We start from the raw sequence: 21,496 nt of genomic DNA on the forward strand, positions 1-21,496 counted from the left end.
CTATATTTTACTGAATCTATCCTATTTTCAGCAAAATATAGTTAAGGCGATTCATCTCCCACTTACTCCGCTTCGCTTCGTTGAAGTGGGAGTCTTCTCACCTAATTAAGATAAAAAACGGGTGCTGCTACACCCGTTTCGCAAGCACCCGCTCAAGTCCCGCCGCCACGCCGTCTTCTTCATGGGAGAGGGTGACGAAATCACAATTCGCTTTCAATTCGGGGGCGGCGTTGGCCATGGCGACGCGGCAGCCCGCCACCTCAAACATCGACAAATCGTTATGGCTGTCGCCAAAGACGACCGTATCGCGCAAATCGATGCCGTAATGGGAGGCAAGCTGTTTGAGCGCTTCCCCTTTCGTCGCCCGTTCATTGTTCATCTCAATATTGTGCGGGTGCGACGAGGTGACCGTGACGCCACGGAGCGCGGCGAATCGCGACGCTGCATCACGCAGCCGCTCGCGGTCGAGGGCGAAAATCAGCAGCTTATACATCACCGTCTGCGGGTCGTCCCACACCGTGCGGATGTCATCGACGTACGTCACCCGCGCTTGCTGGAACTGCTTGTTCACCAGCCATTTCACATCCGGGGCCGCAGCGGCCATCTCGGAAGCGAGCGCTTCCCATTGGGCGCGGTTGTGCAAGCCGACATAGACCGCATCGCCCGTGTACGTCTCGCAATACAAATCCGACTGTTCGCGCACCCACTCCAGCGTCGGGCGGACCGCCGCCCGTTCGAGCGGCGCCTCGCTGATGACCGTGCTGTCCTCAAGCGTCACGATCGCTCCGTTTAAGCTGGCGATCGGACAGACGAGGCCTGCCTCACAAAGCGGGGCGAGCGCGTCTTTGCGCGCCCGCCCGGTCACGACGGCGACGATGTGGCCTTGCGCTTGTGCGGCTGCGATCGCTTTTCGGTTTGGTTCGCTGATTTTTCCCTCCCCGTTCAATAGCGTTCCATCCATATCTAAGGCAATAAGCATCGATCCATCCCTCTCTTTCGCTGTTCTCCACACCGCGGCCCGTAAACCAAGGGCTCGCTTTCCACTAGAGCCGTCCTCGTAGGCGCTCCCCTATTATACCAAAACGATGGCAAAAACGTGAAATCTTCCCGCTTTTCATAGTATAATAGATGAGAAAAATTCTCAACGAAAGCGAAGGGATGCCCATGTGGATCGTTTACGCCTTGCTGGCGGCGGTGTTTGCGGCGCTGACATCGGTGCTGGCAAAAATCGGCATTGAAAACGTCAATTCGAACTTGGCGACCGCCATTCGCACCGCGGTTGTGCTTGTCCTTGCCTGGGCCATCGTGTGGATGACCGGCGCCCATCACGGTATGAAAGCCATTTCTGCGAAAAGCTGGTGGTTTTTATGTTTGTCCGGGGCGGCGACCGGATTGTCGTGGCTTTGTTTCTACAAAGCACTCCAAATCGGCGATGTCTCGCGCGTCACCGCCATTGACAAGTCGAGCTTGGTGCTGACGATTTTGTTTGCGGCGATGTTTCTCGGCGAACCGCTGTCCGCGAAAGTGGTGATCGGGGTGTTGCTCATTACCATCGGGACATTGATCATGATGTTTTAGCCAGCCGCCTTCTCAATCGTTTAGCCTGTTCTTCTCGAAATATTGCCGCCATACTCAATTTTGGCAGTTTTCCATCAAGCCTATAGACAGGACAATCCAAAAGATGTTATGATAAATTTCATAGTGACCTAGAGCTTTTCTCCGCCCTCCGCATCATTTCGACATAGAGGACAGCTTTGGGGATCACCTTATGAAATAAGGTCTTCGTTGCGACCAAGAGTGTGTGAATGGCTTCACCGCTGCTTGTCAAACGGAGAGTAGTTTGAAAGGAGATCACTGAATGAATGATTTTCACCCGTTCGGCTGGTACGCGGCGAAAATGGCCCCGTATTTGCCGAAAAAAGCGTTTCAACCCGTGAAGTCCCGCTTGTTTGGAGGTCTGGCTTATGTAGGGCTCGTCATCGCCGGCATCCTCGCTGTGTCCCTTTTCCACCTCCATCCTGTATGGAACCTCCTCATCTCGGTTGTGCTTGGTTTCAGTTTTGCTGCGTTAGGATTTTTAGGACATGAAATTTTGCACGGCACCGTCGTCCGTACACCATGGCTGCGCGATCTTCTCGGAGCGATCGCCTTTTGGCCGCTTTGCACCGGTCCGAAGTTGTGGAGAAAATGGCATAACGCCAGCCACCATGTGCATACCCAGCATGAAGAAAAAGACCCGGACGCGTGGCCAAGCATGGAGAAATTAGCGAAAAGCCGCCTGCTCTCTTGGGTATACCGCATCCCGTTTCCGATTCGCGCGTTTTTCTCGTTTAGCTCCTTGTCGGTGATGTTTACCCTTCATTCGGTGCGGATGCTGTTTTACTTTTTCAAAGACTTTCGCCGGAAGAACCGCGCGGTTGTCCTGTTTCAATTTTTCTTGCCTTGGGCGACATGGCTCGGGCTGTTATGGCTTGTCGGCTGGGAAAAATGGCTGTTCGCCTTTTTGCTTCCGCTGCTCGTCGCCAACACGATCGTCATGAGCTATATCGCAACCAACCATCGTCTCAATCCGTTAGTGCCGGTCAACGATCCGTTGGCGAACAGTTTGTCGGTCACCGTGCCAAAGTGGGTGGATATCCTCCACTTCCACTTTTCGCACCATACTGAACATCATCTCTTTCCTGCGATGAGCTCGAAGTACTACCCGCTCGTGAAAAAACACATCAAACAAATGTGGCCCGACCGCTACCACGAAATGCCGATGGGAAAAGCGTTGGCCGCCCTTTGGAAAACGCCGCGCGTCTACTACGAGCACAACGAGCTCATCGAGCCGAAGCAAGGCCATGTGTACGGCACGCTTGGCAATGGGCTCAACCCCGACCGGATTGTGCATCGCGAGCTGGAAACGGAAAAACAGCCGCGCGCAGCCAAAAAACGGGCAAAAACAAAAAAAGCAGCGGGGCAAGGGAATTTGTAGAAAGGATGGGCTTTGCGGCCGTCCGCCTCCTATGTGGATCAAATAGCGGCGAAGAGGGGAAAAGAGCGCTTTTCTTTCAGCAAACCTGCGTTTCCGTTTATATGTGCACAACCAAAAGGTGCCCCGTCATGTGGGACACCTTTTTCCTTTTCACAGACGGCATTGGTCAATGCAAGCGACCAACCTTTTCTCAATATCTTCCGCGATTTCCTTCAACGCCGGCTCGTTCACCATGCCAACAAGCATTGTCGGCTTCGGCATGCCGATTTTCGTTGTGCCGTTCTCTTGATAGACAACGAGTTTACACGGCAAAAAGTAACCGACCAACAAGTTTTCATTTAACACCCGCGCCGCTTCTTGCGGGTTGCACACTTCGAAAATGACCATCGGTGTGGAAAAATCAAGCCCCTTTTCTTGCAGCTTTTCGGTCACGCTGAACCGCCAGAGCACGCCAAATCCTTCTTGTTTCAAGTTCTCTTCCAAACGCTCGATCGTTTCGTCCATGCCTGTTGGCACGTCAACCGTGTAATGGAACATCGCTCCTTCTTCCCTTCGTTATGTTTTCCCGTTGTTTAGCATGCCCAAATCGATCGCTCACCATCACGCAGAAAACGGACGGCGACACATGATCAGTTCCAGCGTTCACATGTCTTTTCCCGTGACCCGTCGCCTTTCAAGCGCTTCGATCATAAAATATCCACCCAAATTTTCACCGCCGTCGCCAAAATCAACACAGCAAGGATGACTTGCAGCACTTTCGTGTTTAGTTTTTGCCCCGCTTTCGCCCCTAGCGGAGAGGCAAGCAAGCTCGCGACGACCATGATGAGCGCCGGGATGTAATCGACTTGGCCGGTGGCGATTTTCCCGAACGTAGAGCCAATGGAGGAAATGAACGTAATGGCCAAAGACGTGGCGATCGTCATTCGCGTCGGGATTTTCAGGACCACGAGCATGACTGGCACAAGCAAAAACGCCCCCGCCGCCCCGACGATGCCGGACCCGACGCCGATGAGGAACGCCAAGGCGGCCGCCACCCCTTTGTTGAACGTCACTTGGTCAAGCGGAATGTCATCGATCCCTTTTTTCGGCACAAACATCATGATCGCGGCTAATGCCGCCAAGACGCCGTAAACGACGTTAATCGTTCCCTCGCTCATCAGCTTCGAGCCGTAACCGCCGACAAAACTGCCAACAAGAATGCTTGCGCCCATATAGAGAATGAGCGATTTGTTCAAATAGCCGCTTTTTCGATACGCCCACACGCCGCCGATCGTGGCGAAAAACACTTGCACCGCACTGATCCCCGACACTTCATGGGCGCTGAACGCCGCCAGCCCAAACAACGGCGGAAGATACAGAAGCATCGGATATTTAATAATCGATCCGCCGATCCCCACCATCCCAGAAATAAACGAACCGACAAAACCGATGAAAAAGATGACAATGAGAAACGCGAGCGAAACATCCATCGATCATCCTCCCTTTTCGTTTCAAAAGGGACGGGGCACGCCCCCGCCCCCTGTCAATCTGTGCCACTTCTTTAGGCATGGGCATGATGCAGCGCGCAGCGGTTCGGGCCGATCTCAAGCTCCCGCTCTGTTTCGATATCCACGGTTTTGAGCCCGCGGTTGATGGCGACAATGTCTTCAAAGTTCGGCGGGGTTTCCGTCTTGGCGCTTTGGATGACAAGATCGATAAATTCGTCTTTCGGTTTGTTTTGCATCATCTCATTGCGGGCGCGGATGCGGCCCAACGTATCGCCGACATACCCCTCCGCGTTGATTTCTTCGTCTAAGTTCGCGTAGTGCGCCGGCAAGACGATCACATCATCCGCCATGGCCGCGACTTTTTCGTACACGGTGTCATACAAATCCGCCGCCCATTCCGCCACTTTGCCGCCGAGGTCCGGCCGCCCGAGACCGCCGACGAAGATCGTGTCACCCGAGAACAGCCATTTGCCGTTGACAAAGAACGAGACGCTGCCTGGTGTATGGCCTGGCGTTTTCACGGCCAACACTTCCAAATGAACGTTGGCAAAGTCGATCGTGTCATGCTGCTCGAGCGGCTCGAAATCAAACACCGCTCCCTCGCTTTTCATCAAGTAGTACGTTGCCCCCGTTCGTTCGGCCAGCGCCTTGCCTCCGGAAAGATGGTCGGCATGCAAGTGCGAGTCCACGATATGCGTGATCTTCACCCCTTCTTGTTTGGCCACTTGTTCATACACATCGACAAACCGCAACGGATCGACGACAAGCGCTTCGCTTCCGGAGATGACCATATACGACAGGCATCCTTTGCCGACGCGGATGAATTGGTAAATTTTCAACTGATCATCTTCGTATACTTTCGCTTGATGGAGATGCTCACTCCACGCTTGCATTCCGCCTGCGAGCGTGTAGACATTGTGAAATCCGGCTTCTTCTAGCTGTTCAGCGACAAACGCCGCCGATCCGCCCTTCGCGCACACGACGACGATGTCTTTGTCTTTCGGAAGACGGTCGACAATCGAGTCAACCCCATCAATCAATTCAAAATACGGCACGTTCAAATAGTCAAAGTTTTCCCCTTCGATTTTCCAATCGCGAAAATCGCTTTCGTTGCGGACGTCCAAGATGAACAGCGATTCTTTGTTGAACACCTTTTCCGTCATTTGTTGCACGGTCATTTCTTTCACCATATTAACATACCCCCTAATGTATATTTTGATTGTTGAAAAAGGCCGCTCCATTACGATTGAGCGGAATCAAGCGGCCCGTTCCATTGCGACATGCCGGGAACGACGTTTCGCACACGGTCAAATCCTTTTTCGGCCAGCTTTTGCGCAGCCAAATCGCTCCGTGTCCCTGTGCGGCACACGACATAAATCGTTTTGTCTTTCGGAAGTTCGGCCATCCGATTTTCAAGCTCCCCAAGCGGAATTGAAACGGCGCCCGGAATATGGCCAAACGCATACTCCGCCGGTTCGCGGACATCCAAGACAAACGAATCAGGATCGTGAAGTTTTTCTTGCAATTGTTCATTCGATACGACATGAGGGAATGACGTTTCTTTGCGTGTTTCATTTTCCGCTGCCTTGCGGATATAATGTTTCAAAACCCCATTTTCTTCAATTGTTCCTACATATTGATGCCCTGTGCTTTCCGCCCATGCTTTGATATCGGCTTTGGATCCCTTATCCGTCGCCTGCACTTCCAGCACTTGCCCCGGCTGCAATTCATTGATCGCCTTTTTCGTTCGAACGATCGGCATCGGGCAGGACAGTCCTTTCGCATCAACGGTCATATCAACTTTAATCATGAACGAATCCCTCCTTACGGCTTATTCGACAGGCCCTTCCCAGGCCAGCATGCCCCCTGTCATGTTGACGACGCGGTAACCGCGGCTGTCAAGAAACTCCGCCGCACGGCCGCTGCGGCCGCCGGAACGGCAGACGAGAATGTATTCCTCATTTTTGTCCAATTCATGCATGCGAAACTCGATCAAACCGAGCGGAATATTGACCGCTCCTGGAATTTTGCCCGCAGCGACTTCCTCCGGCTCGCGCACATCGATGATATGAAGCGATTCTCCCGCGCGAAGCCGCTCTTCTACCTCTTTTGGCGTGATCGTTTTCATCATCATCCTCCTCTACTGCCAGGCGTTTAGGCCGCCTTTGACGTTCGTCACGTGCTGAAATCCCATTTTCTTTAACAGTCGGCTTGCTTTTTGGCTTCGCATCCCGCTTTGGCAAATGACAATCACTTCTTTCTCTTTCGATAGTTCGTGAGCACGGGCTGTCAATTCGTGCAGCGGGATGTTCCGAAACCCTGGCAGATGGTAAGACTGAAACTCCAAAGGGGTGCGCACATCAATATATTGCACCCCAGGTTCTTTCAACCGGCGTTTCAATTCCGCTGTTGTGATCATCCGCACCCCTTTCGGCGGGATGAAGCGGCTGGTGAGAAACCAGACAAGCAAAACAAACAGGATGATGTTGAGGATCATTTGCGACATAGGATTCCCTCATTTGATTAAATGAATAAGTTCACATTTCCTTCCGACGCATCAGCCAAATACGCGGCGACGCCAGCAAACTCAACGCCATCGATCAATTCCTCCGGCTTCAGCCCAAGCAAATCGACTGTCATTTGGCAAGCGACGAGTTTCACGCCTTGCTCTTTCGCCATCTCGATCAACTGCGGAAGCGGCATGGCGTTATGTTTTTTGATAACCTTTTTGATCAACTTCGGGCCGATGCCGGCAAAATTCATGCGCGACAGCCCCATGCGGTCCGCGCCGCGCGGCATCATCTTCGCGAACATCTTTTCAAGAAACCCTTTTTGCACTGGAACCGACGCCTCTTTCCGCAAGGCGTTCAGCCCCCAGAACGTATGAAAGATCGTCACGTCATGGTCGTAGGCAGCGGCGCCGTTGGCGATGATGTAAGCCGCCATCGCCTTGTCATAGTCGCCGCTGAACAAAATGATCGTCGTCTTTTTCTTCGGCTGTGTCATCTGGCTGCCTCCTTCCCTTCATACCTGTATGGGTATAAAAATGTGCACACATTATCCTTTTTGAATCCAGAACATCAACACACCATTGTCTTCTTTCATATCAAGCACCGTATGGCCGCTCGCTTTCGCCCATGCCGGCAAATCGTTTTTCGCCCCTTTATCGGTTGTGTGCACCTCGAGCACTTGACCTGATTGCAATTCGTCCATCGCTTTTTTCGCTCTCACCACCGGCATCGGGCAAGCCAATCCTTTCGCATCCAATACTTTCGCTACGTTCATGATGATGACCTCCTTCACAACAGATTTTTATTACCATTACCCCTATGGGTATATTACCATGAGAAAAAGAACGTTGTCAACACCTTTTTGTTGAGCAACGCATTAACGGCTTTTAACCAACAGTTCGATGGCTTCTTTGACAAGATGGTCTGTGCTTTCTCCTTTTTCCATGTTTTCCCGCAGGCAATGTTCCAAATTGGTACTGACGATCACCGCAATGGCGCGGTCAATGGCATTGCGCGCCGCCGACAGCTGGGAAACGACGCTCTTGCAGTCTTTGCCTTGTTCCATCATGCCAAGGACGCCTTTAATTTGTCCTTCAATCCGTTTTAAGCGGTTTTTGATCTCTTTGTTATATTCCATCGGCTCGTTCGCCCCCTTTCTTGACAATCACAAGCCGTGACCGAATAGCTTTTCACCTCATAGCCATAACAGCGCAACAGCCGGATGCCGACGTTTTTTTCGATGGCATCCTGGGCAATGATATGAAGCGGCTTTCGCGGGATATGCCGAACATGCCGTTTCAAATACGCCACCGGAATATGCAACGCTTGGCCAAATATGGAGCCGTTGCTTTCATTATAATCGCGCAAGTCAAGAAGAAGCAAGCCGTCCGGTACCTCTTCTACCGGAAGGCATGGGATATGTTTTACAGGATAGTAGCGTCGATACAACGCTGCGCCCAAAAGAATGAGAAAGAATAACAAACTGATGACGATCAACGATTCACCCCCTCTATTCACCTTATGCACGATCATTATATACCCTATATGGTATGATAGCAACAAGAAAGATTTTCCCCACCCGTTCGTTATTCCCAGCGAATCAAAAGACCATAGACAGCCGGGTGAAAACGGACAAGTTCCACGTTGCCCGCCTTTTGTTTCACATAGGAAAACAGTTCCTCCGACGGAATCCGCTCATGGAGCGGCGGCCCCATTTCGCTTTCCATCGTCTCCCATTCGATCAACAGAAACTGCCCGTTTGGCTTCATCACGCGGCGAATTTCGTCAAGGGCGGCTTCTTTTTGTTCCACCTCATGAAAGACAAATGCCATGATCCCTTTGTCCACCGAATGCGAAGGCAAGGCGGTCGAAGCGACATCCGCCACCCGATATTCGATGTTGGTGACCGCTAGTTTCGCGGCTCGCTGTTTTAGCAATTCAATCATTTCTGGCTGCACATCGACCGCATACACTTTTCCGTTTGTCGCCTGCGCGAGAGGAATCGTGAAATAACCATTCCCGGCGCCAAGATCGACGACCGTGTCATCCGGTTTCACGGACAACATCGAAATGACCCGTTGCGGGTCGATCCATTCCTTGCGCTTCGGATCCAATAATCGTTCAGCATGTTCGTAATGAAAACGATGCCCTGTCATCCTTTTCCCTCCTATTCCTCACTTCCATTTCATTATACTCGCAAAGAGAGGAAAAAAGCCGGCATTGGAAAACGCCGGCTTTTCCCTACCGAACGGCGCAACGGTTTGGACCGATTTCCATCTCCCGTTGTTCCTCTTCCGTAGGATGCAATTTCCCCATGTTGGTTTGCCGAATTTCCTTGTAAGCATTCGGTTGCGGCGGCAAGTTCTCCGTGACCGTTCGGCGGAATTCTTCATCGCTGGAAATATTTAAACCATGATTCTTTTCATAAAGAACCCCCAACCGTTCCGCCACACTGCCATCCTTATTCATTTCATTCGGCCCCATATAGTGCGCCGGCAATACAATCAAATCATCTGCAAGCTGTTTGTAACGTCGGTAAAGCGTCTCCCGCAGATCATCGACCCAGTCTTGCGCTTTCCCAGCAAGATCCGGGCGCCCGATCGAGTCGATGAATAAAATATCACCGGTTAACAAATATTGATCGTCCACAATAAACGATGTACTGCCGATCGTATGTCCCGGTGAATACAACGCTTCAATCACGACATGGCCAACGTGGATGCGGTCGCCATCTTGAATCGGTGTGTAGGTAAACGTCACCTCTTCTGCGTCTTTCGGCGGCAAGTAATACGTCGCACCCAGTTCTTCCGCCAACTTACGCCCGCCAGAAATATGGTCGGCATGCAAGTGCGTATCGAGCACATGCTTGATTGTAATGCCGTGTTCGTTCGCAAAACGGACGTAAGCGTCAGTCATGCGGTTCGTATCGATCAACGCCCCCTCACCGTTCGATTCGACAAGATACGAGAGACACCCTTTGCCAAGGCGGACGAATTGGTAAATCGTCCCTCCGCTTTTCAGCTCACCGATTTTTACGGGTTCCAAATGCTCGCTCCATGCCTTCATCCCGCCTTCGATCGAATAAACGTCCGTATAGCCCGCTGCTTCCAACTGTTCGGCCACAAACTCTGACGAACCGCCCTTCGCGCAAACGGCATAAATCGTTTTGCTTTTCTCTTTTGGCAAACGGTCCAAATATGGTTCAATGCCATCCAACACTTCAAAATACGGAATATTGACGACCTCGACATGTCTCCCTTCAATCCGCCAGTCAGCAAAATCTTCGGGGTTGCGAGCATCGACAATGAACAGCTCCTCACCGCGAATGATCTTATTGGCGATCTCTTTGACCGAAATCGTTTTTGCCAACGATATCCCCTCCTGATCTTATGGTTTTGTCAATGGTCCGTTATTCTCAACGATGATTCGCCTGATTCCACAATGCCATAATGGCATCCGGATCATACCCGAGCACCCAGCGGCCGTTAATCTCGATCTGCGGCACGCCCATTTGTCCCGTCGTTTCCACCAGCCTCCGCGCCGCTTCCGGATCGAGCTCGACATTCACTTCCTTAAACGGAATCCCTTGGGCGCGCAAAAAGTTTTTCGCCATGACACAATACGGGCATGTCGTTGTAGTATAGACAGTGACTTGTGCCATCTTCTCTTTCCCCCTCTCTCCTTCTTAGAAAGCCAATGTAATATCAGCGTCTTTCGCAAACTGCAGGAACGTCGCCGCCCCCGCTACTTCAATGCCATCGACGAATTGGTCTTTGTCAAGCCCCATGACATCCATCGTCATTTGGCAAGCGATCAGCTTTACCCCCATCTCTTGCGCCATTTGAAGCAATTCGGCAATCGATGGAACGTTCGCTTTTTGGAACCCTTGTTGAAAATGTTCCTTCCCTTCCGGAATCGGCAATTGTTTGTGCGCTTCTTTATGGATGAGATTCAACCCCTCAAACGTAAAGAACACCCCGACCTCCGCGTCTGCCGCCGCAGCGGCCGTCGCGATGTTGAACACCTTGTACGCATCAAACAACCCGCCGTTTGCTGCAATAATCGCCACTTTCATGACAACAACCTCCTTCACGTATGTCGCTATTCTATTTCGATACCCTCATAATATTTTATACACATATACACGCTGTATTATACATATACGTGTATATGTATTGCAATAATCATACTATCGCATCATTGTTTTTTTGTCAACAAAAAAACGCAAAATCCAATGCAACGACTTTTCAGCCAGCTTCCAAAAAACGCTTCCCACTTCAAACGAAGCGAGAAGCATCCATTTTCCCGATTTCCCCGCTGACTAGACAACCAACGGAAATGGGTGTTTCTTATACTTTCCGAACAGTAAAAAACTTTCGCACCAACCATGGGCCTGGCGCAAATCGCAGCCCCAACTCCCATGCACCGATGCCCGCAATCTGAAATTGGCGGGCCAATTTCATTTTCTGTCCTATGCTTCTGACATCTTCAAACCATACCTCATGAATGTTTCCAAGTTCATCCGTATATCGAAAAAAGGGGATTCATATTGAAACGAATATTGAATCGGCGATTGGTAACGCATGGCGGTTAAAACCGCCTCTTGGTTGGAGAGGGCCTCCGCCAATGTCCCAGGCTGGTACGGAATGATCCAATCGTATCCATATAAAGGGAGTCCGAGCAAGATTTTTTTTCGGGGGACGCGCTCGACGGCAAACTGAAGCGTCGATCTCACCTCACTAATAGGAGCGACTGGACCAGGTTCACTTGTTAAATGGTGCCAATCGTACGCCATAATAAACATATAGTCGACGACAGCACCAATGCCGCCGTAATCGTAGCCCCTGAGCCAAGGGATCTCCTCGCTCGTTTTCGCTGGAACGGCGATCGTCAAAACATACCCAGCCGGTTTTAACCGATCGCGCAACTGGCGCAAAAAACCCGTAAACAAATCACGATCCTCTCCGCGAACCTGCTCGAAGTCAATATTGACGCCACCATAGCCTTTCCGTGATACTAAATAAAAGATGTTCTCAACCAAGTTCGCCCTTGCTTCCGGATTGTTCAGCACTTGGCTTGCCAGTCTCGCACTAAATCCTTCTGATGTTAGGTTCGTCACGACCGCAATGGGTGTGACGCGGTTTTGCCATGCTGTTTCAATCGCTGCGGCGTCATCCCGCGTAGTGACAATGTCGCCATTAGGGGCAAAGTGATATTCGAACAGGGCAATGTACGATGAATACGGGGCAAAATCTCGCACGAACGTCCGATCTAAGTTCGGTTCGCGGAGAATGTAATAGGCTAACGTTATAGCTTGATACCAGGAAATATCAGGAATATAAATTTTCATTCCCGGATACATCCTGTACGGATCCACCGCCGGATTGGCTGCCCGCAACTGTTCGACCGTCACAAATGCTTTCTGTGCAATGGCGCTTAGCGTGTCTCCTGGCTGCACTGTATACGTATAGCTAGGAACAAGCAAAGCTTGACCAGGAACAATATTCGTTTCAACTAAGCCATTGACAAGGCGCAGACTTTCCAGCGGATAATCGTATCGCCTGCTGATTGAAAAAAGCGTATCTCCAGGTTGAACAATGTGGATAAACATGACCATCCCCCCGTTGAATCAATAAAGCTTCGGCGCTGGCATCATGATAAATATATATATGCTTATCGACCGCAACCGCACCTTGTCTTGACATGGCTAGTTTGCGATTCTTTTGCATGTTCCTAACGCGCAAGTCCTCCACGCACACCAATGCTCACACGTGGAAGCGGGTGTCTTCTCGGTTCAGGATAATAAAAAGCGGCCAAAAAGCCGCTATTAAAGCAAGGTAAAAAAATAATATCCAAACAATCCGGTGATCAGCAGCAACAGAGAAGCCAAAAGCCAAATAAGCGGGCGCGACGGCCGGAACGTTTGTTCATTAATTTGTTTGGTCTTCATGACATAACTAATGGTGGAAAACACAATCGTGCAGATGGAAATGACCACCGCCAATGCTCCGATCAATTGGACAATGGCCGTGGACAATGCGTTGCTCGTTGATTTTTCATGCAAATTGATCATTAAAAAAGCAATTCCAATAATGGCAATCGAGGTGCGAATCCAGGCGAGAAACGTCCGTTCATTGGCTAAGTGCTGCTGAATATATTTGGAGTCCTCTGTCGGTTTTGGTCTTTCTTCCTTCATCCACCTTTTCCCCCTTTTCACGAACTTGCCGGATCGTCTCTTTTATGATCGATGATCCAATCATCACTCATCGGTTCCACTATTTTTTAGATCACATCCACTGATGCAACAACACTGACAACCAATAGCGGATTTTCATGCTTAGAATGATCGAAACCAATGCGATCTGACTACCCACACAGGTATATTAGCCCTCAGTTTATTCTATTGTCAATCTGCACACAAAAAACACCTTGCCGCTATTGGCGAGGCGCCCGATTCGTTATCACTTTCAACGTACAGCAGATGTAATAACGCTGTTTAAGCAATTCCATCGGGAAGAAGTGAAATTGCAACATCTCGCCAAAAGCCCGGCATAAACCACAAGCGGACGGCGCACCCTAACCGCATGATGAGCACCGTCCGCTGCATAGACTCTATTTTTCTTCCAATCATGCCCCTTTTATTTCTCACTTGCTCGTTCCCGCGCACCCGTCCACGAGGCGAGCCGATCATTGGACATCAAAAGCACGCAAACGATCGTGAGCGCCGCGGGAATGAGCGCCCATAAAAACGTATCGGCGATCGAAGAAGCCAGTGCTTCCGTCAACCGATCGAGCACCGGTGCCGGGATGTGCGCCCGCGCTTCTGGCGACAACATCGCCCGCGGGTCGTGAACACTGCTTCCAAACGCGCCTTGCGCCATGCCGTGAAACTGCTCAGCCAATTGATCCGTAAACAAGTTGCGCTGAATGATGCCAAACACCGTAATGCCGACGGTCATGCCGAGCGACCGGACAAATGAATTCGTCGAGCTGGCCGCGCCCCGCTCCGCTTCGGAAAAATGATGGATCGCCGCCATGCCGAGGACGGAAAACGAAGCGCCCATCCCTAATCCGACAATGATCATGTACAACGTCACGACAAGACGCGTGGTCTGTTCATCAATCGTGCCAAACAGCCCGATCCCGGCCGCAAACAAGAGCATAAACCCGAACATCACGTTGCGGTAGCATAATCGTAAACGCAATCGGCACCAGCGCCTCGCCGCCGATGCCTTGAATGGCACGGAAGATGCTGAGCTGGACGATCGTTTGCGCCATGCCGCACAAAATCGAACCAAGCAAAAACACTATGATGCCAAATAAGAAAAATCGCTTCCTCCCGTCATATCGGACAGTTTCCCAAAAATCGGCATCCCGGCCATCTCGGCCACCATATACGCTGACGTCACCCAAACAAACTGCTTGAGCCCCCCGAGATCCGCGACGATCGTCGCCATGGCGGTCGCCACAATCGTATTGTCCATGGAAGCGACAAAAATGCCGAGCAACAGCGCGATCACGACCAATCCCGTCTTCGTTTCCTTCCTCTCCATCCGTTCCATTTCCCTCTATCTCTGTCTTTTTTCGTTCACCGCAGCCTTCTTGTCTTGGGCAAAGGCTGTATGATATTCAACAAGCCCAATGTCGCAGCCCGGACCGATTGTCACCCGATCCCCCCTGACGACCGCGGCTCGTGTATACTCCACATAAATCTCATCTCCTTCAATCACATCCGCTGCCAATACGGCGGGCGAAGAAGAAAAACGGCTCAACCAATGAATCGCGCTCCATTTTTTGCTGCGGGTGATGGAAATCGTCCGCCCCCTGATTTCCTTGACCGAGCTGTCGGCAAAACAGAGCGACAGTTCCACCTGCTCCGCATTCAACGTCTGTCCAATGTGCACAACTCCGGTCAACGCAACACTCTCCGCCTCGGAGCTTCCCGACACCGACAGCTCGCCGTAACCGCGGATGACATCGGCTTCGATGCCCCCCTCGACTTGCGCCATCCCGCGCAGCTGAAGATGCCCAAGGCGGGCGTGTCCCCGGATGTCCACTTCCCCGAACACCCCCATTTTCTCCGCCTGTACGGGACCGTCCACGTTCGCTTGGCCAAATAGGCGAAACGTGCGGGCCGCAACTGCTCCTTTCATGTCGGCTGCGCCAAACACTTTCAAGCGGTCGCACTCGATGTCGCCCCGAATCGTCGCATCGCCGCGAATCGTGACGTGATGGAACACACCGCCTCCAGAAAGCGCCGATCCATGAACCGTCAAGTTTCGTTCCGCCATCGTTTTCACCCTTTCTCGATCGTGCCGATTTTCGCCTCTTCATCGCGTTCCAATTTTTCTCGGTATTCGACTCGCTCGATCTCGCACCCTGGCCCGATCACGACGCGATTGCCGCGCACCATTTTCGCGCTCGTATGTTCGAGATGGACGGAATCCCCTTCAATGACATCGGCGGTCAACTCCGCTGGAAAAAACCATTTTTTGAACAGCGAACTTCCTTGCCGCTTGACGACGATCGTCTCTCCGCCGATCTCCTTTACGCGGCTCGGGCCCAACAGCTTCACTTCGAGATAGTCCGCGTTCAGCAGCCCGCCGACCGCAAAATGCCCTTCCACCTCCATCCGCTCAGCCGAGCAATCGCCACCGATATTGAGCTCACCATGGACGCGAACCACCTCCGCCGCCCATGAACCTTTCGCCTCCCCGCGGCCGCGAACGGTCGCCTCTTGGCATTGCACATTTTCTTCAATTCTTATGCTCCCGCTCACTTTCATCCACTCACACCCCACCCCGCCTGCCATATTTCCTTTCCCGGCAATATGAACCGTGTTGGCTTTCACGCTCCCTTCCACGGCCGCGTTTCCTTGCACCTGCAGCTCGAGGCAGCCGATGTCACCGTACAGCTTCCCATTTCCCGACAATTTCACCAAATTGTACAGCCCGCCGGACGCATGACCCGTCCCGGCAATGACCAAATCTCGACGCTCCATCCTTTTATCCCTCCGAAATGGCCAGTTTCAACTCTTCAATATACGTTGGCACGTGCAGCCGCGCAATGAGCTTCGCCCCTTCTTCCACATGCAAAGCTGCTGTCCCTTCCACAAGAAAGGAAACCGTGACCCCCATTTTGCGCAAAACGACAAGCTCGCATAACTTCCCTTGCAATTTTGGATAATGGCTCTTAAACATCATCCATATGTTTTTTCCTTCTTCTATGCTGACCTCTCCCGAACGAAGAAGCCGGTCAACGATGTAAAGGGACAGGAGCTCGGCAAAGGACACGTCTTGGCGGCCTCCCCATTCATCATCCAACCATTGCAGCACCAAATCCGAAACAATGTGACGTTTCACAATTTCCTCTTTCGTCAAAACAACCGCCGCCGGACTCGGCGCAAACACACCCGCCAGTTCATCGAGCGACAGCTCATCTTTCAGCTCTTTGATTTTCTCAATGCGGGCCAAGATTTTCTCTTTCGGAAAAAACGTCTCTTGCCCGGTGAATGTCGATTTTCGAATAAACCATTCTTCCGGAATGAGCTTTTTCCGCTTCCAGCGGTACAGCTGGCCGTACGAAATGCCAGTCAGCTCGAGCAGCTCTTTTTTTGAGATGAGTTCTGGTTCCATCGTGGCATCCCCCCTCACAATCATAAATGCAACATAACACTGTTACGTTATAAAGAGGGTATGTCAAAATCAGCGCCAAAGCGATTGACATCTTCCATCAAGCCCATTACAATAAAGCCAATTTCCACTGGCATCGCGATTCACATCATGAAGAGAGGAGAATCACTGCATGTATTCGACATTACACAACCAAATCGCCGCCGCCGCCAAACAAACAAAAGCCGATCTCGTCATCCAAAATGGGAAAATCGTCAACGTGTTCACGCGCGAAATCATCGAAGGAGACCTCGCCATTGCGGAAGGAATGATCGTCGGCATCGGGCGCTATGAAGGAGAGAAAACGATTGACGCCGAGGGCCGCTACATTTGTCCGGGACTAATCGACGGACACGTGCATATCGAATCATCCATGGTTCCTCCGAGCGAATTCGCCCGCGTCGTTCTTCCGCACGGCGTGACGACCGTCATCGCCGATCCGCATGAAATCGCCAATGTCGCCGGTGTGTGCGGCATCCAGTTTATGCTTGATGAGGCAAAACGGACGCCACTCGATGTGTATATGATGCTGCCGTCGTGCGTGCCAGCCGCCTCGTTTGAACGTGCCGGAGCCGTCTTATCCGCCGCGGAACTGGCACCGTTTTTCAACGATGAGCGAGTGCTCGGATTGGCGGAAGTGATGGACTATCCATCATTACGGGAACAACATCCATCGATGCTTGACAAACTGGCGCTCGCTGCCAACGCCAACCGCCTGATCGACGGCCATTTGGCGGGGCTTGACGCTGATGCCGTCAACGTCTACCGAAGCGCCCGCATCCATACGGACCATGAATGCGTCACTCCCGACGAAGCGCTGGAACGCGTTCGCCGCGGCATGTACGTGCTCATTCGCCAAGGCTCAGTCGCCAAAGACCTCAAAAAACTTCTCCCCGCCATCCATGAGCACAACGCGCGCCGCTTTCTCTTTTGCACGGATGACAAACATCTTGATGACTTATGGTTTGAAGGCAGCGTCGATCATAACGTGCGGCTCGCCATTCAGGCCGGCCTCGACCCGCTTCTGGCCATCCAAATGGCCACGCTGAACGCCGCAGAGTGCTACCGTTTGCCGACAAAAGGCGCTGTCGCTCCAGGATATGACGCCGACTTTTTGTTCGTTGACGATTTGGAAACATTGAACATCACCCACGTCTTCAAAGCGGGAAGACTGGTGGCCCAACATGGACAGGCGGTGTTTCCAGCCGAACGATCGGCAGAAAGCCTTGAACAGCCATTGCTTCACTCCATCCGTTGCCAAGCAGTGGACGAAACCGATCTTCGCATCCCGATGAAAAGAGGAACGAAAGCCCATGTCATCGAGATCATCCCGAACCATTTGCATACGAACCACCTCATCACGGACGTTGATGTCCAGGAAGGGGCTTTCTGCCCGTCGATCGAGCGGGATTTGCTGAAGCTTGTTGTCGTCGAACGCCATCGCGGCCTCGGCATCGGCCTTGGCATCGTCCGCGGCTTCGGATTCAAGGCAGGCGCCATCGCTTCTTCGATCGCGCACGACTCACACCATATCATCGCCGCCGGAACAAACGATCGCGACCTCGCCGCCGCCATCGAACAGCTCCGCCAGCAGCACGGCGGGCTTGCGGTCGTCAAAGACGGAACGGTGCTCGCCAGCCTGCCGCTTGAGATCGGCGGTCTAATGACAAGAAAAGACTATACCGAGGTGCTAAGCGGATTGAAGCAGATTGACAAAGCCCTTAAAGCCATCGGCGCCAATGGCTCGTTCAACCCATTCATCACATTGTCCTTCCTCGCCTTGCCGGTCATCCCAGAGCTCAAGCTGACCGACCAAGGGCTGTTTGATGTCAAGCGGTGGGAATGGATTCCGATCGAGGCATAGAGGAGGGCGAGTGTCCCTCCTTCTTTGTTGTTCAAGGATGTATTAACTAATTGATTATTTAGAACATAGTTTATCTTTATAAAAAAACCGCATTGTTCCCAAGGAAACACGTCGCCCGCACGGCAAAAAAATGTGATGCGAAACGCCCGTTCGTCGGCGGCGCGCCGCCTTGCTGCCGATTCGCGTCGTCTCAATCATGTCATCCCAAAACGGGAGACGAGTGCGAAGGCGCTCGATCATTTTGCGAATGGCCTCTTCCGCCATCTCCCGTTCCAAAAAGGAGAAAAACAGCGTTTCACGGATGTCCCCTTGCCAGCAGCCGCTCGCTGTACAGCAACAAGTAAAACGTGGCATAACTCAAAATCACGCACTTGCATCCATAGCATACAACCAATCCGTCGTAATGATTTTCAATCAACAGCCGTACTTCATCTGGATGGCAGTCGTCCTGCTCGGCGAAATACCGCTCCTCGCTGACGATTTCACTGCCTTCTGGCGTCACGATGTGATACAGCGCCCGCACAAACGTTTCCGCCCGCTGAAGCAAAATTTCACCGCGGTAAACGCTCGACAAGCTCCTCATCGTACAGGCCGTCTTCCATTTCTTCCATTTTCTTCAGCGACCGTAAGGCCAACAAAAGGCCGCAGTTGGCAAGAAGCATATGACTTAAGCATGCGCTGCGTGTCATTTAATCTCCCGTCTGCCCCATTCGAAAGCACACGCTCAAAATGATACGTTGCTCTCCCATACTCTCCCTCTGCATCTCTGCATAATAAATATGGGGTTACAACGATACTGTTAACTTGTTCCTACTAAAATAGGAATTCTTTCTTTGTATCTTGCAATTAATCTGTTGTTATGTTCATCCGCCCCTTCCATATTGCCACTTAAAAAGATCGGTGGTTCCAAACCATTTTCCGCCATTAAGACAATAGCTTCAGCAAAAATAGCATTTAAAATCACGCTTCCTACAACAGTAGAGGTAGGAGAAAACGGAACGGAAATACTTTCGTGGGATAAAATTGCGTCACCTTTCACCGAATAATTATTAATAACAAGATCCACTACCTCGTATAACAATTTACCACTTTTATGCCGTGAGGGCTGGCTTTTTGAATATTCCAAAGATGTAATGGCGATTGTATAAGTTCCCTTCTCTTTAGCCGTCAGCGCAACGTCAATCGGAACTGGATTGCGCCCCGATGTGGACAAAACAAAAAACACATCTTCAGGACGGATATCCTCATGATCTATAAAATTTTGTGCGAAATCATTCATTCTCTCCAACATTGACGAACGGACCGCCCCTTCATGAAGCATAAGGGGCTCAAAAAATATTGGTTTAATTGGTACAAGCCCTCCAGCACGATAAAACACTTCTTCCGTTAAAATGTGGGAGTGACCACATCCGAACAGTTGAATAATTCCACCTTTCTGAATGGCTTCACTTACTATATAAGCAGCTTTTTTGAGATTGTCCTTTTCATGTTTTAAAACGAGTTCCAAACGTTCGTTGACCTTTTGAAAATAATGTTCGATCACGAGCCGATCACTCCTTTTAGTTGTCGAAAAATTTCTTTGACTCTGCTTGGATTCGATTCTCCCTTACCTTGTAATACGTCTCCAAATACGTGCGGCATAAATAATTCAATATTTATTTTTCTTATCTCTTTGTATAAAACAGGCAGATGGTGAACTTTAATACCGCCCGCCGGCTCAATAGCTCTTATTCCTCTTTTGGCTGCTTCTTTGGCAATGAAAAGAAGTTCTTCTAGATGATCGAGCCCTTTCATTGGCATGACTTTTATGGATTCAACCCCGCAGGCAGCAGCCAATTCTAATAATGGCTCTACTTTTATCTTTTTTCCTGTTAGCATTTTTGCAAAACCGACCTCCCCAGATGGAGAGATAAGAGCAGCAACAATAGGAAAACATTGATTTGCTGCTACAAATCCCTTGGCAAAAAGGGCTCTTTCCAATGGCTGATTGATATGTTCCGGATTGCTCCTAACGGCTATATCAACAACTCGTTTCCACTCATCAAACTTTCCGCCACCACCAAGACCGATACTGACCACTGGCGATGATTGTTTAATACTTTCAACCGTCCCAACGGCTTCCTCAATGGTGGCAAAATCCGCCGCTGCAATTCCTGGCACACAAAAGCCATCCGATGCCTCCAAAAGATCGGCGGCGTTTTTTCCATCCTTCGCTAAAACGTTGAGCAGCAACTGATCTTGAAACCGCTTTATATTAAATAGCTTCATTTTGTGCTCTCCTTAACATATATGCCATTTTGTCCAAAGCTGTTTCCACAATTATTTTTCCTTTTTCTTTTGTTGCTTTTGTTGCATCCCCTAACACCGCTGTTTGAGTAAATGACTTCCATGGCGTTGGACTCACGTCCGCTTCCTCATCTATATTCGGAATATCACAAATGGCTTTACTCATGTCCACATATTCTTCAGCTAAATAAAGCATAATCGATGTTTCAATTTCGCAAGCATGGAAATAGAGGGAATGAATCGCCTCCGTTTCCCGTATTTCATTAACGACTTTGTTCATACCGGGATAGAAAAAATAAAAGGTTTTAAAATTTGGAAATTGATCATATAATATTCTTGCTGCTTCTTTTAACGCTGTTTGATTGCCAAGATGACCGTTGACCATTGCCCAAATCCGAAATCCTTGTTTATATAAACTCGTTCCAATTTCCACTAATAAACGGATCAACGTCTCATTGGAAATAGATATACTACCGGGAAAATTGCGTAAACTCCATACCTGTCCATATGGAATGACAGGGAGAACAAAACCTTCAACCTTTTCTGCCAACCGACAGGCAAGACGTTCTGCCAAAATGGTATCGGTACATAACGGAAGGTGTGGACCATGGGCTTCTACTGCGCCTATAGGCATGATGGCGATGCTTGATTTCGTAATTTTGTTGCTTATCTCGAATGAATTTTCTAAAGCGAAGTTCATC

At 50.7% G+C, this 21,496-nt stretch carries 27 protein-coding genes and 2 pseudogenes; 3 read left to right on the plus strand and 26 right to left on the minus strand.

The window, feature by feature from the left end:
• Positions 1–127: 127 nt before the first annotated feature.
• Complete coding sequence (locus tag CV945_RS12055) at positions 128–979, minus strand: Cof-type HAD-IIB family hydrolase (protein ID WP_100659854.1); 852 nt, start codon at positions 977–979, stop codon at positions 128–130.
• A 185-nt stretch (positions 980–1,164) separates the two neighbouring features.
• On the opposite strand from CV945_RS12055, the gene CV945_RS12060 reads away from it, so the two are divergent.
• Entirely contained in the window at positions 1,165–1,578 is a 414-nt protein-coding gene (locus CV945_RS12060; RefSeq protein WP_100659855.1) for an EamA family transporter, read from the plus strand.
• Positions 1,579–1,858: 280 nt separating this feature from the next.
• Positions 1,859–2,977 (plus strand): Delta(10) desaturase DesB, encoded by a 1,119-nt coding sequence (gene desB / locus CV945_RS12065; protein ID WP_100659856.1) that lies wholly within the window; start codon positions 1,859–1,861, stop codon positions 2,975–2,977.
• Between the two features lie 150 nt (positions 2,978–3,127).
• Here desB and CV945_RS12070 read toward each other — a convergent pair whose 3' ends face one another.
• The 20 genes and pseudogenes from CV945_RS12070 to CV945_RS12165 form a co-directional block, all read right to left on the minus strand.
• Positions 3,128–3,514, minus strand: a complete 387-nt coding sequence (locus CV945_RS12070) for a DUF302 domain-containing protein (RefSeq protein ID WP_033011997.1) — start codon at positions 3,512–3,514, stop codon at positions 3,128–3,130.
• Positions 3,515–3,663: 149 nt separating this feature from the next.
• On the minus strand, positions 3,664–4,446 hold the full coding sequence (locus CV945_RS12075) for a sulfite exporter TauE/SafE family protein (protein ID WP_020278582.1): 783 nt from the start codon (positions 4,444–4,446) through the stop codon (positions 3,664–3,666).
• A 71-nt stretch (positions 4,447–4,517) separates the two neighbouring features.
• Positions 4,518–5,654, minus strand: a complete 1,137-nt coding sequence (locus CV945_RS12080) for an MBL fold metallo-hydrolase (RefSeq protein ID WP_100659857.1) — start codon at positions 5,652–5,654, stop codon at positions 4,518–4,520.
• A gap of 50 nt (positions 5,655–5,704) precedes the next feature.
• Positions 5,705–6,274, minus strand: a complete 570-nt coding sequence (locus CV945_RS12085) for a sulfurtransferase TusA family protein (RefSeq protein WP_063329983.1) — start codon at positions 6,272–6,274, stop codon at positions 5,705–5,707.
• Positions 6,275–6,295: 21 nt separating this feature from the next.
• Positions 6,296–6,592 (minus strand): rhodanese-like domain-containing protein, encoded by a 297-nt coding sequence (locus tag CV945_RS12090; protein WP_015375136.1) that lies wholly within the window; start codon positions 6,590–6,592, stop codon positions 6,296–6,298.
• A 12-nt stretch (positions 6,593–6,604) separates the two neighbouring features.
• The gene (locus CV945_RS12095; RefSeq protein ID WP_063329984.1) at positions 6,605–6,970 is read right to left on the minus strand and encodes a rhodanese-like domain-containing protein; all 366 of its coding nucleotides are present in this window, start codon (positions 6,968–6,970) and stop codon (positions 6,605–6,607) included.
• Positions 6,971–6,987: 17 nt separating this feature from the next.
• Complete coding sequence (locus tag CV945_RS12100; RefSeq protein ID WP_015375138.1) at positions 6,988–7,470, minus strand: DsrE/DsrF/DrsH-like family protein; 483 nt, start codon at positions 7,468–7,470, stop codon at positions 6,988–6,990.
• Between the two features lie 51 nt (positions 7,471–7,521).
• Entirely contained in the window at positions 7,522–7,749 is a 228-nt protein-coding gene (locus CV945_RS12105) for a sulfurtransferase TusA family protein (protein WP_011231556.1), read from the minus strand.
• A gap of 102 nt (positions 7,750–7,851) precedes the next feature.
• Entirely contained in the window at positions 7,852–8,112 is a 261-nt protein-coding gene (locus CV945_RS12110; protein WP_047818516.1) for a metal-sensitive transcriptional regulator, read from the minus strand.
• Complete coding sequence (locus CV945_RS12115; protein WP_014196118.1) at positions 8,079–8,471, minus strand: hypothetical protein; 393 nt, start codon at positions 8,469–8,471, stop codon at positions 8,079–8,081. Before CV945_RS12115 ends, CV945_RS12110 begins: the two co-directional genes overlap by 34 nt.
• An 89-nt stretch (positions 8,472–8,560) precedes the next feature.
• Positions 8,561–9,130, minus strand: coding sequence for a class I SAM-dependent methyltransferase (locus CV945_RS12120; RefSeq protein WP_100659858.1), 570 nt, complete (start codon positions 9,128–9,130; stop codon positions 8,561–8,563).
• Between the two features lie 85 nt (positions 9,131–9,215).
• A complete protein-coding gene (locus tag CV945_RS12125; protein ID WP_100659859.1) occupies positions 9,216–10,343 on the minus strand; it encodes an MBL fold metallo-hydrolase in 1,128 nt (375 codons plus the stop codon).
• A gap of 46 nt (positions 10,344–10,389) precedes the next feature.
• Positions 10,390–10,635, minus strand: coding sequence for a glutaredoxin family protein (locus CV945_RS12130; RefSeq protein WP_013145011.1), 246 nt, complete (start codon positions 10,633–10,635; stop codon positions 10,390–10,392).
• Positions 10,636–10,659: 24 nt separating this feature from the next.
• Entirely contained in the window at positions 10,660–11,049 is a 390-nt protein-coding gene (locus tag CV945_RS12135; RefSeq protein ID WP_011231562.1) for a DsrE/DsrF/DrsH-like family protein, read from the minus strand.
• A gap of 274 nt (positions 11,050–11,323) precedes the next feature.
• Positions 11,324–12,585: pseudogene (locus tag CV945_RS12140) on the minus strand (glycosyl hydrolase family 18 protein).
• A gap of 216 nt (positions 12,586–12,801) precedes the next feature.
• Positions 12,802–13,170: a YidH family protein gene (locus tag CV945_RS12145; protein WP_100659860.1), complete on the minus strand. Its 369-nt coding sequence runs from the start codon at positions 13,168–13,170 to the stop codon at positions 12,802–12,804.
• Between the two features lie 442 nt (positions 13,171–13,612).
• Positions 13,613–14,527: pseudogene (locus CV945_RS12150) on the minus strand (MFS transporter).
• Between the two features lie 15 nt (positions 14,528–14,542).
• Positions 14,543–15,265 (minus strand): polymer-forming cytoskeletal protein, encoded by a 723-nt coding sequence (locus tag CV945_RS12155; RefSeq protein WP_198518508.1) that lies wholly within the window; start codon positions 15,263–15,265, stop codon positions 14,543–14,545.
• Positions 15,266–15,270: 5 nt separating this feature from the next.
• The gene (locus CV945_RS12160; RefSeq protein ID WP_100659861.1) at positions 15,271–15,975 is read right to left on the minus strand and encodes a bactofilin; all 705 of its coding nucleotides are present in this window, start codon (positions 15,973–15,975) and stop codon (positions 15,271–15,273) included.
• A gap of 4 nt (positions 15,976–15,979) precedes the next feature.
• Complete coding sequence (locus CV945_RS12165; RefSeq protein ID WP_100659862.1) at positions 15,980–16,609, minus strand: YhbD family protein; 630 nt, start codon at positions 16,607–16,609, stop codon at positions 15,980–15,982.
• A gap of 169 nt (positions 16,610–16,778) precedes the next feature.
• On the opposite strand from CV945_RS12165, the gene ade reads away from it, so the two are divergent.
• Positions 16,779–18,509 (plus strand): adenine deaminase, encoded by a 1,731-nt coding sequence (gene ade, locus CV945_RS12170; protein WP_100659863.1) that lies wholly within the window; start codon positions 16,779–16,781, stop codon positions 18,507–18,509.
• A gap of 54 nt (positions 18,510–18,563) precedes the next feature.
• Here the strand turns inward: ade and CV945_RS12175 are convergent, their stop codons facing one another.
• The 5 genes from CV945_RS12175 to CV945_RS12195 all read right to left on the minus strand — a co-directional run bounded on the left by CV945_RS12175 (position 18,564) and on the right by CV945_RS12195 (position 21,495).
• On the minus strand, positions 18,564–18,863 hold the full coding sequence (locus tag CV945_RS12175) for a hypothetical protein (RefSeq protein WP_198518509.1): 300 nt from the start codon (positions 18,861–18,863) through the stop codon (positions 18,564–18,566).
• Positions 18,805–19,092 carry a hypothetical protein gene (locus CV945_RS17300; protein ID WP_198518510.1) on the minus strand — a complete coding sequence of 96 codons (288 nt, stop codon included), beginning with the start codon at positions 19,090–19,092 and terminating at the stop codon, positions 18,805–18,807. The genes CV945_RS12175 and CV945_RS17300 overlap by 59 nt, the downstream gene beginning before the upstream one ends.
• Before the next feature lie 216 nt (positions 19,093–19,308).
• Positions 19,309–20,052 carry an SIS domain-containing protein gene (locus CV945_RS12185; RefSeq protein WP_100659864.1) on the minus strand — a complete coding sequence of 248 codons (744 nt, stop codon included), beginning with the start codon at positions 20,050–20,052 and terminating at the stop codon, positions 19,309–19,311.
• Complete coding sequence (locus tag CV945_RS12190; RefSeq protein ID WP_100659865.1) at positions 20,049–20,777, minus strand: KDGP aldolase; 729 nt, start codon at positions 20,775–20,777, stop codon at positions 20,049–20,051. The genes CV945_RS12185 and CV945_RS12190 overlap by 4 nt, the downstream gene beginning before the upstream one ends.
• Positions 20,764–21,495 carry a creatininase family protein gene (locus CV945_RS12195; protein WP_100659866.1) on the minus strand — a complete coding sequence of 244 codons (732 nt, stop codon included), beginning with the start codon at positions 21,493–21,495 and terminating at the stop codon, positions 20,764–20,766. The genes CV945_RS12190 and CV945_RS12195 overlap by 14 nt, the downstream gene beginning before the upstream one ends.
• Position 21,496 lies beyond the last annotated feature (1 nt).

Source organism: Geobacillus sp. Manikaran-105, from assembly GCF_002809955.1.
Lineage (GTDB): Bacteria > Bacillota > Bacilli > Bacillales > Anoxybacillaceae > Geobacillus > Geobacillus thermophilus.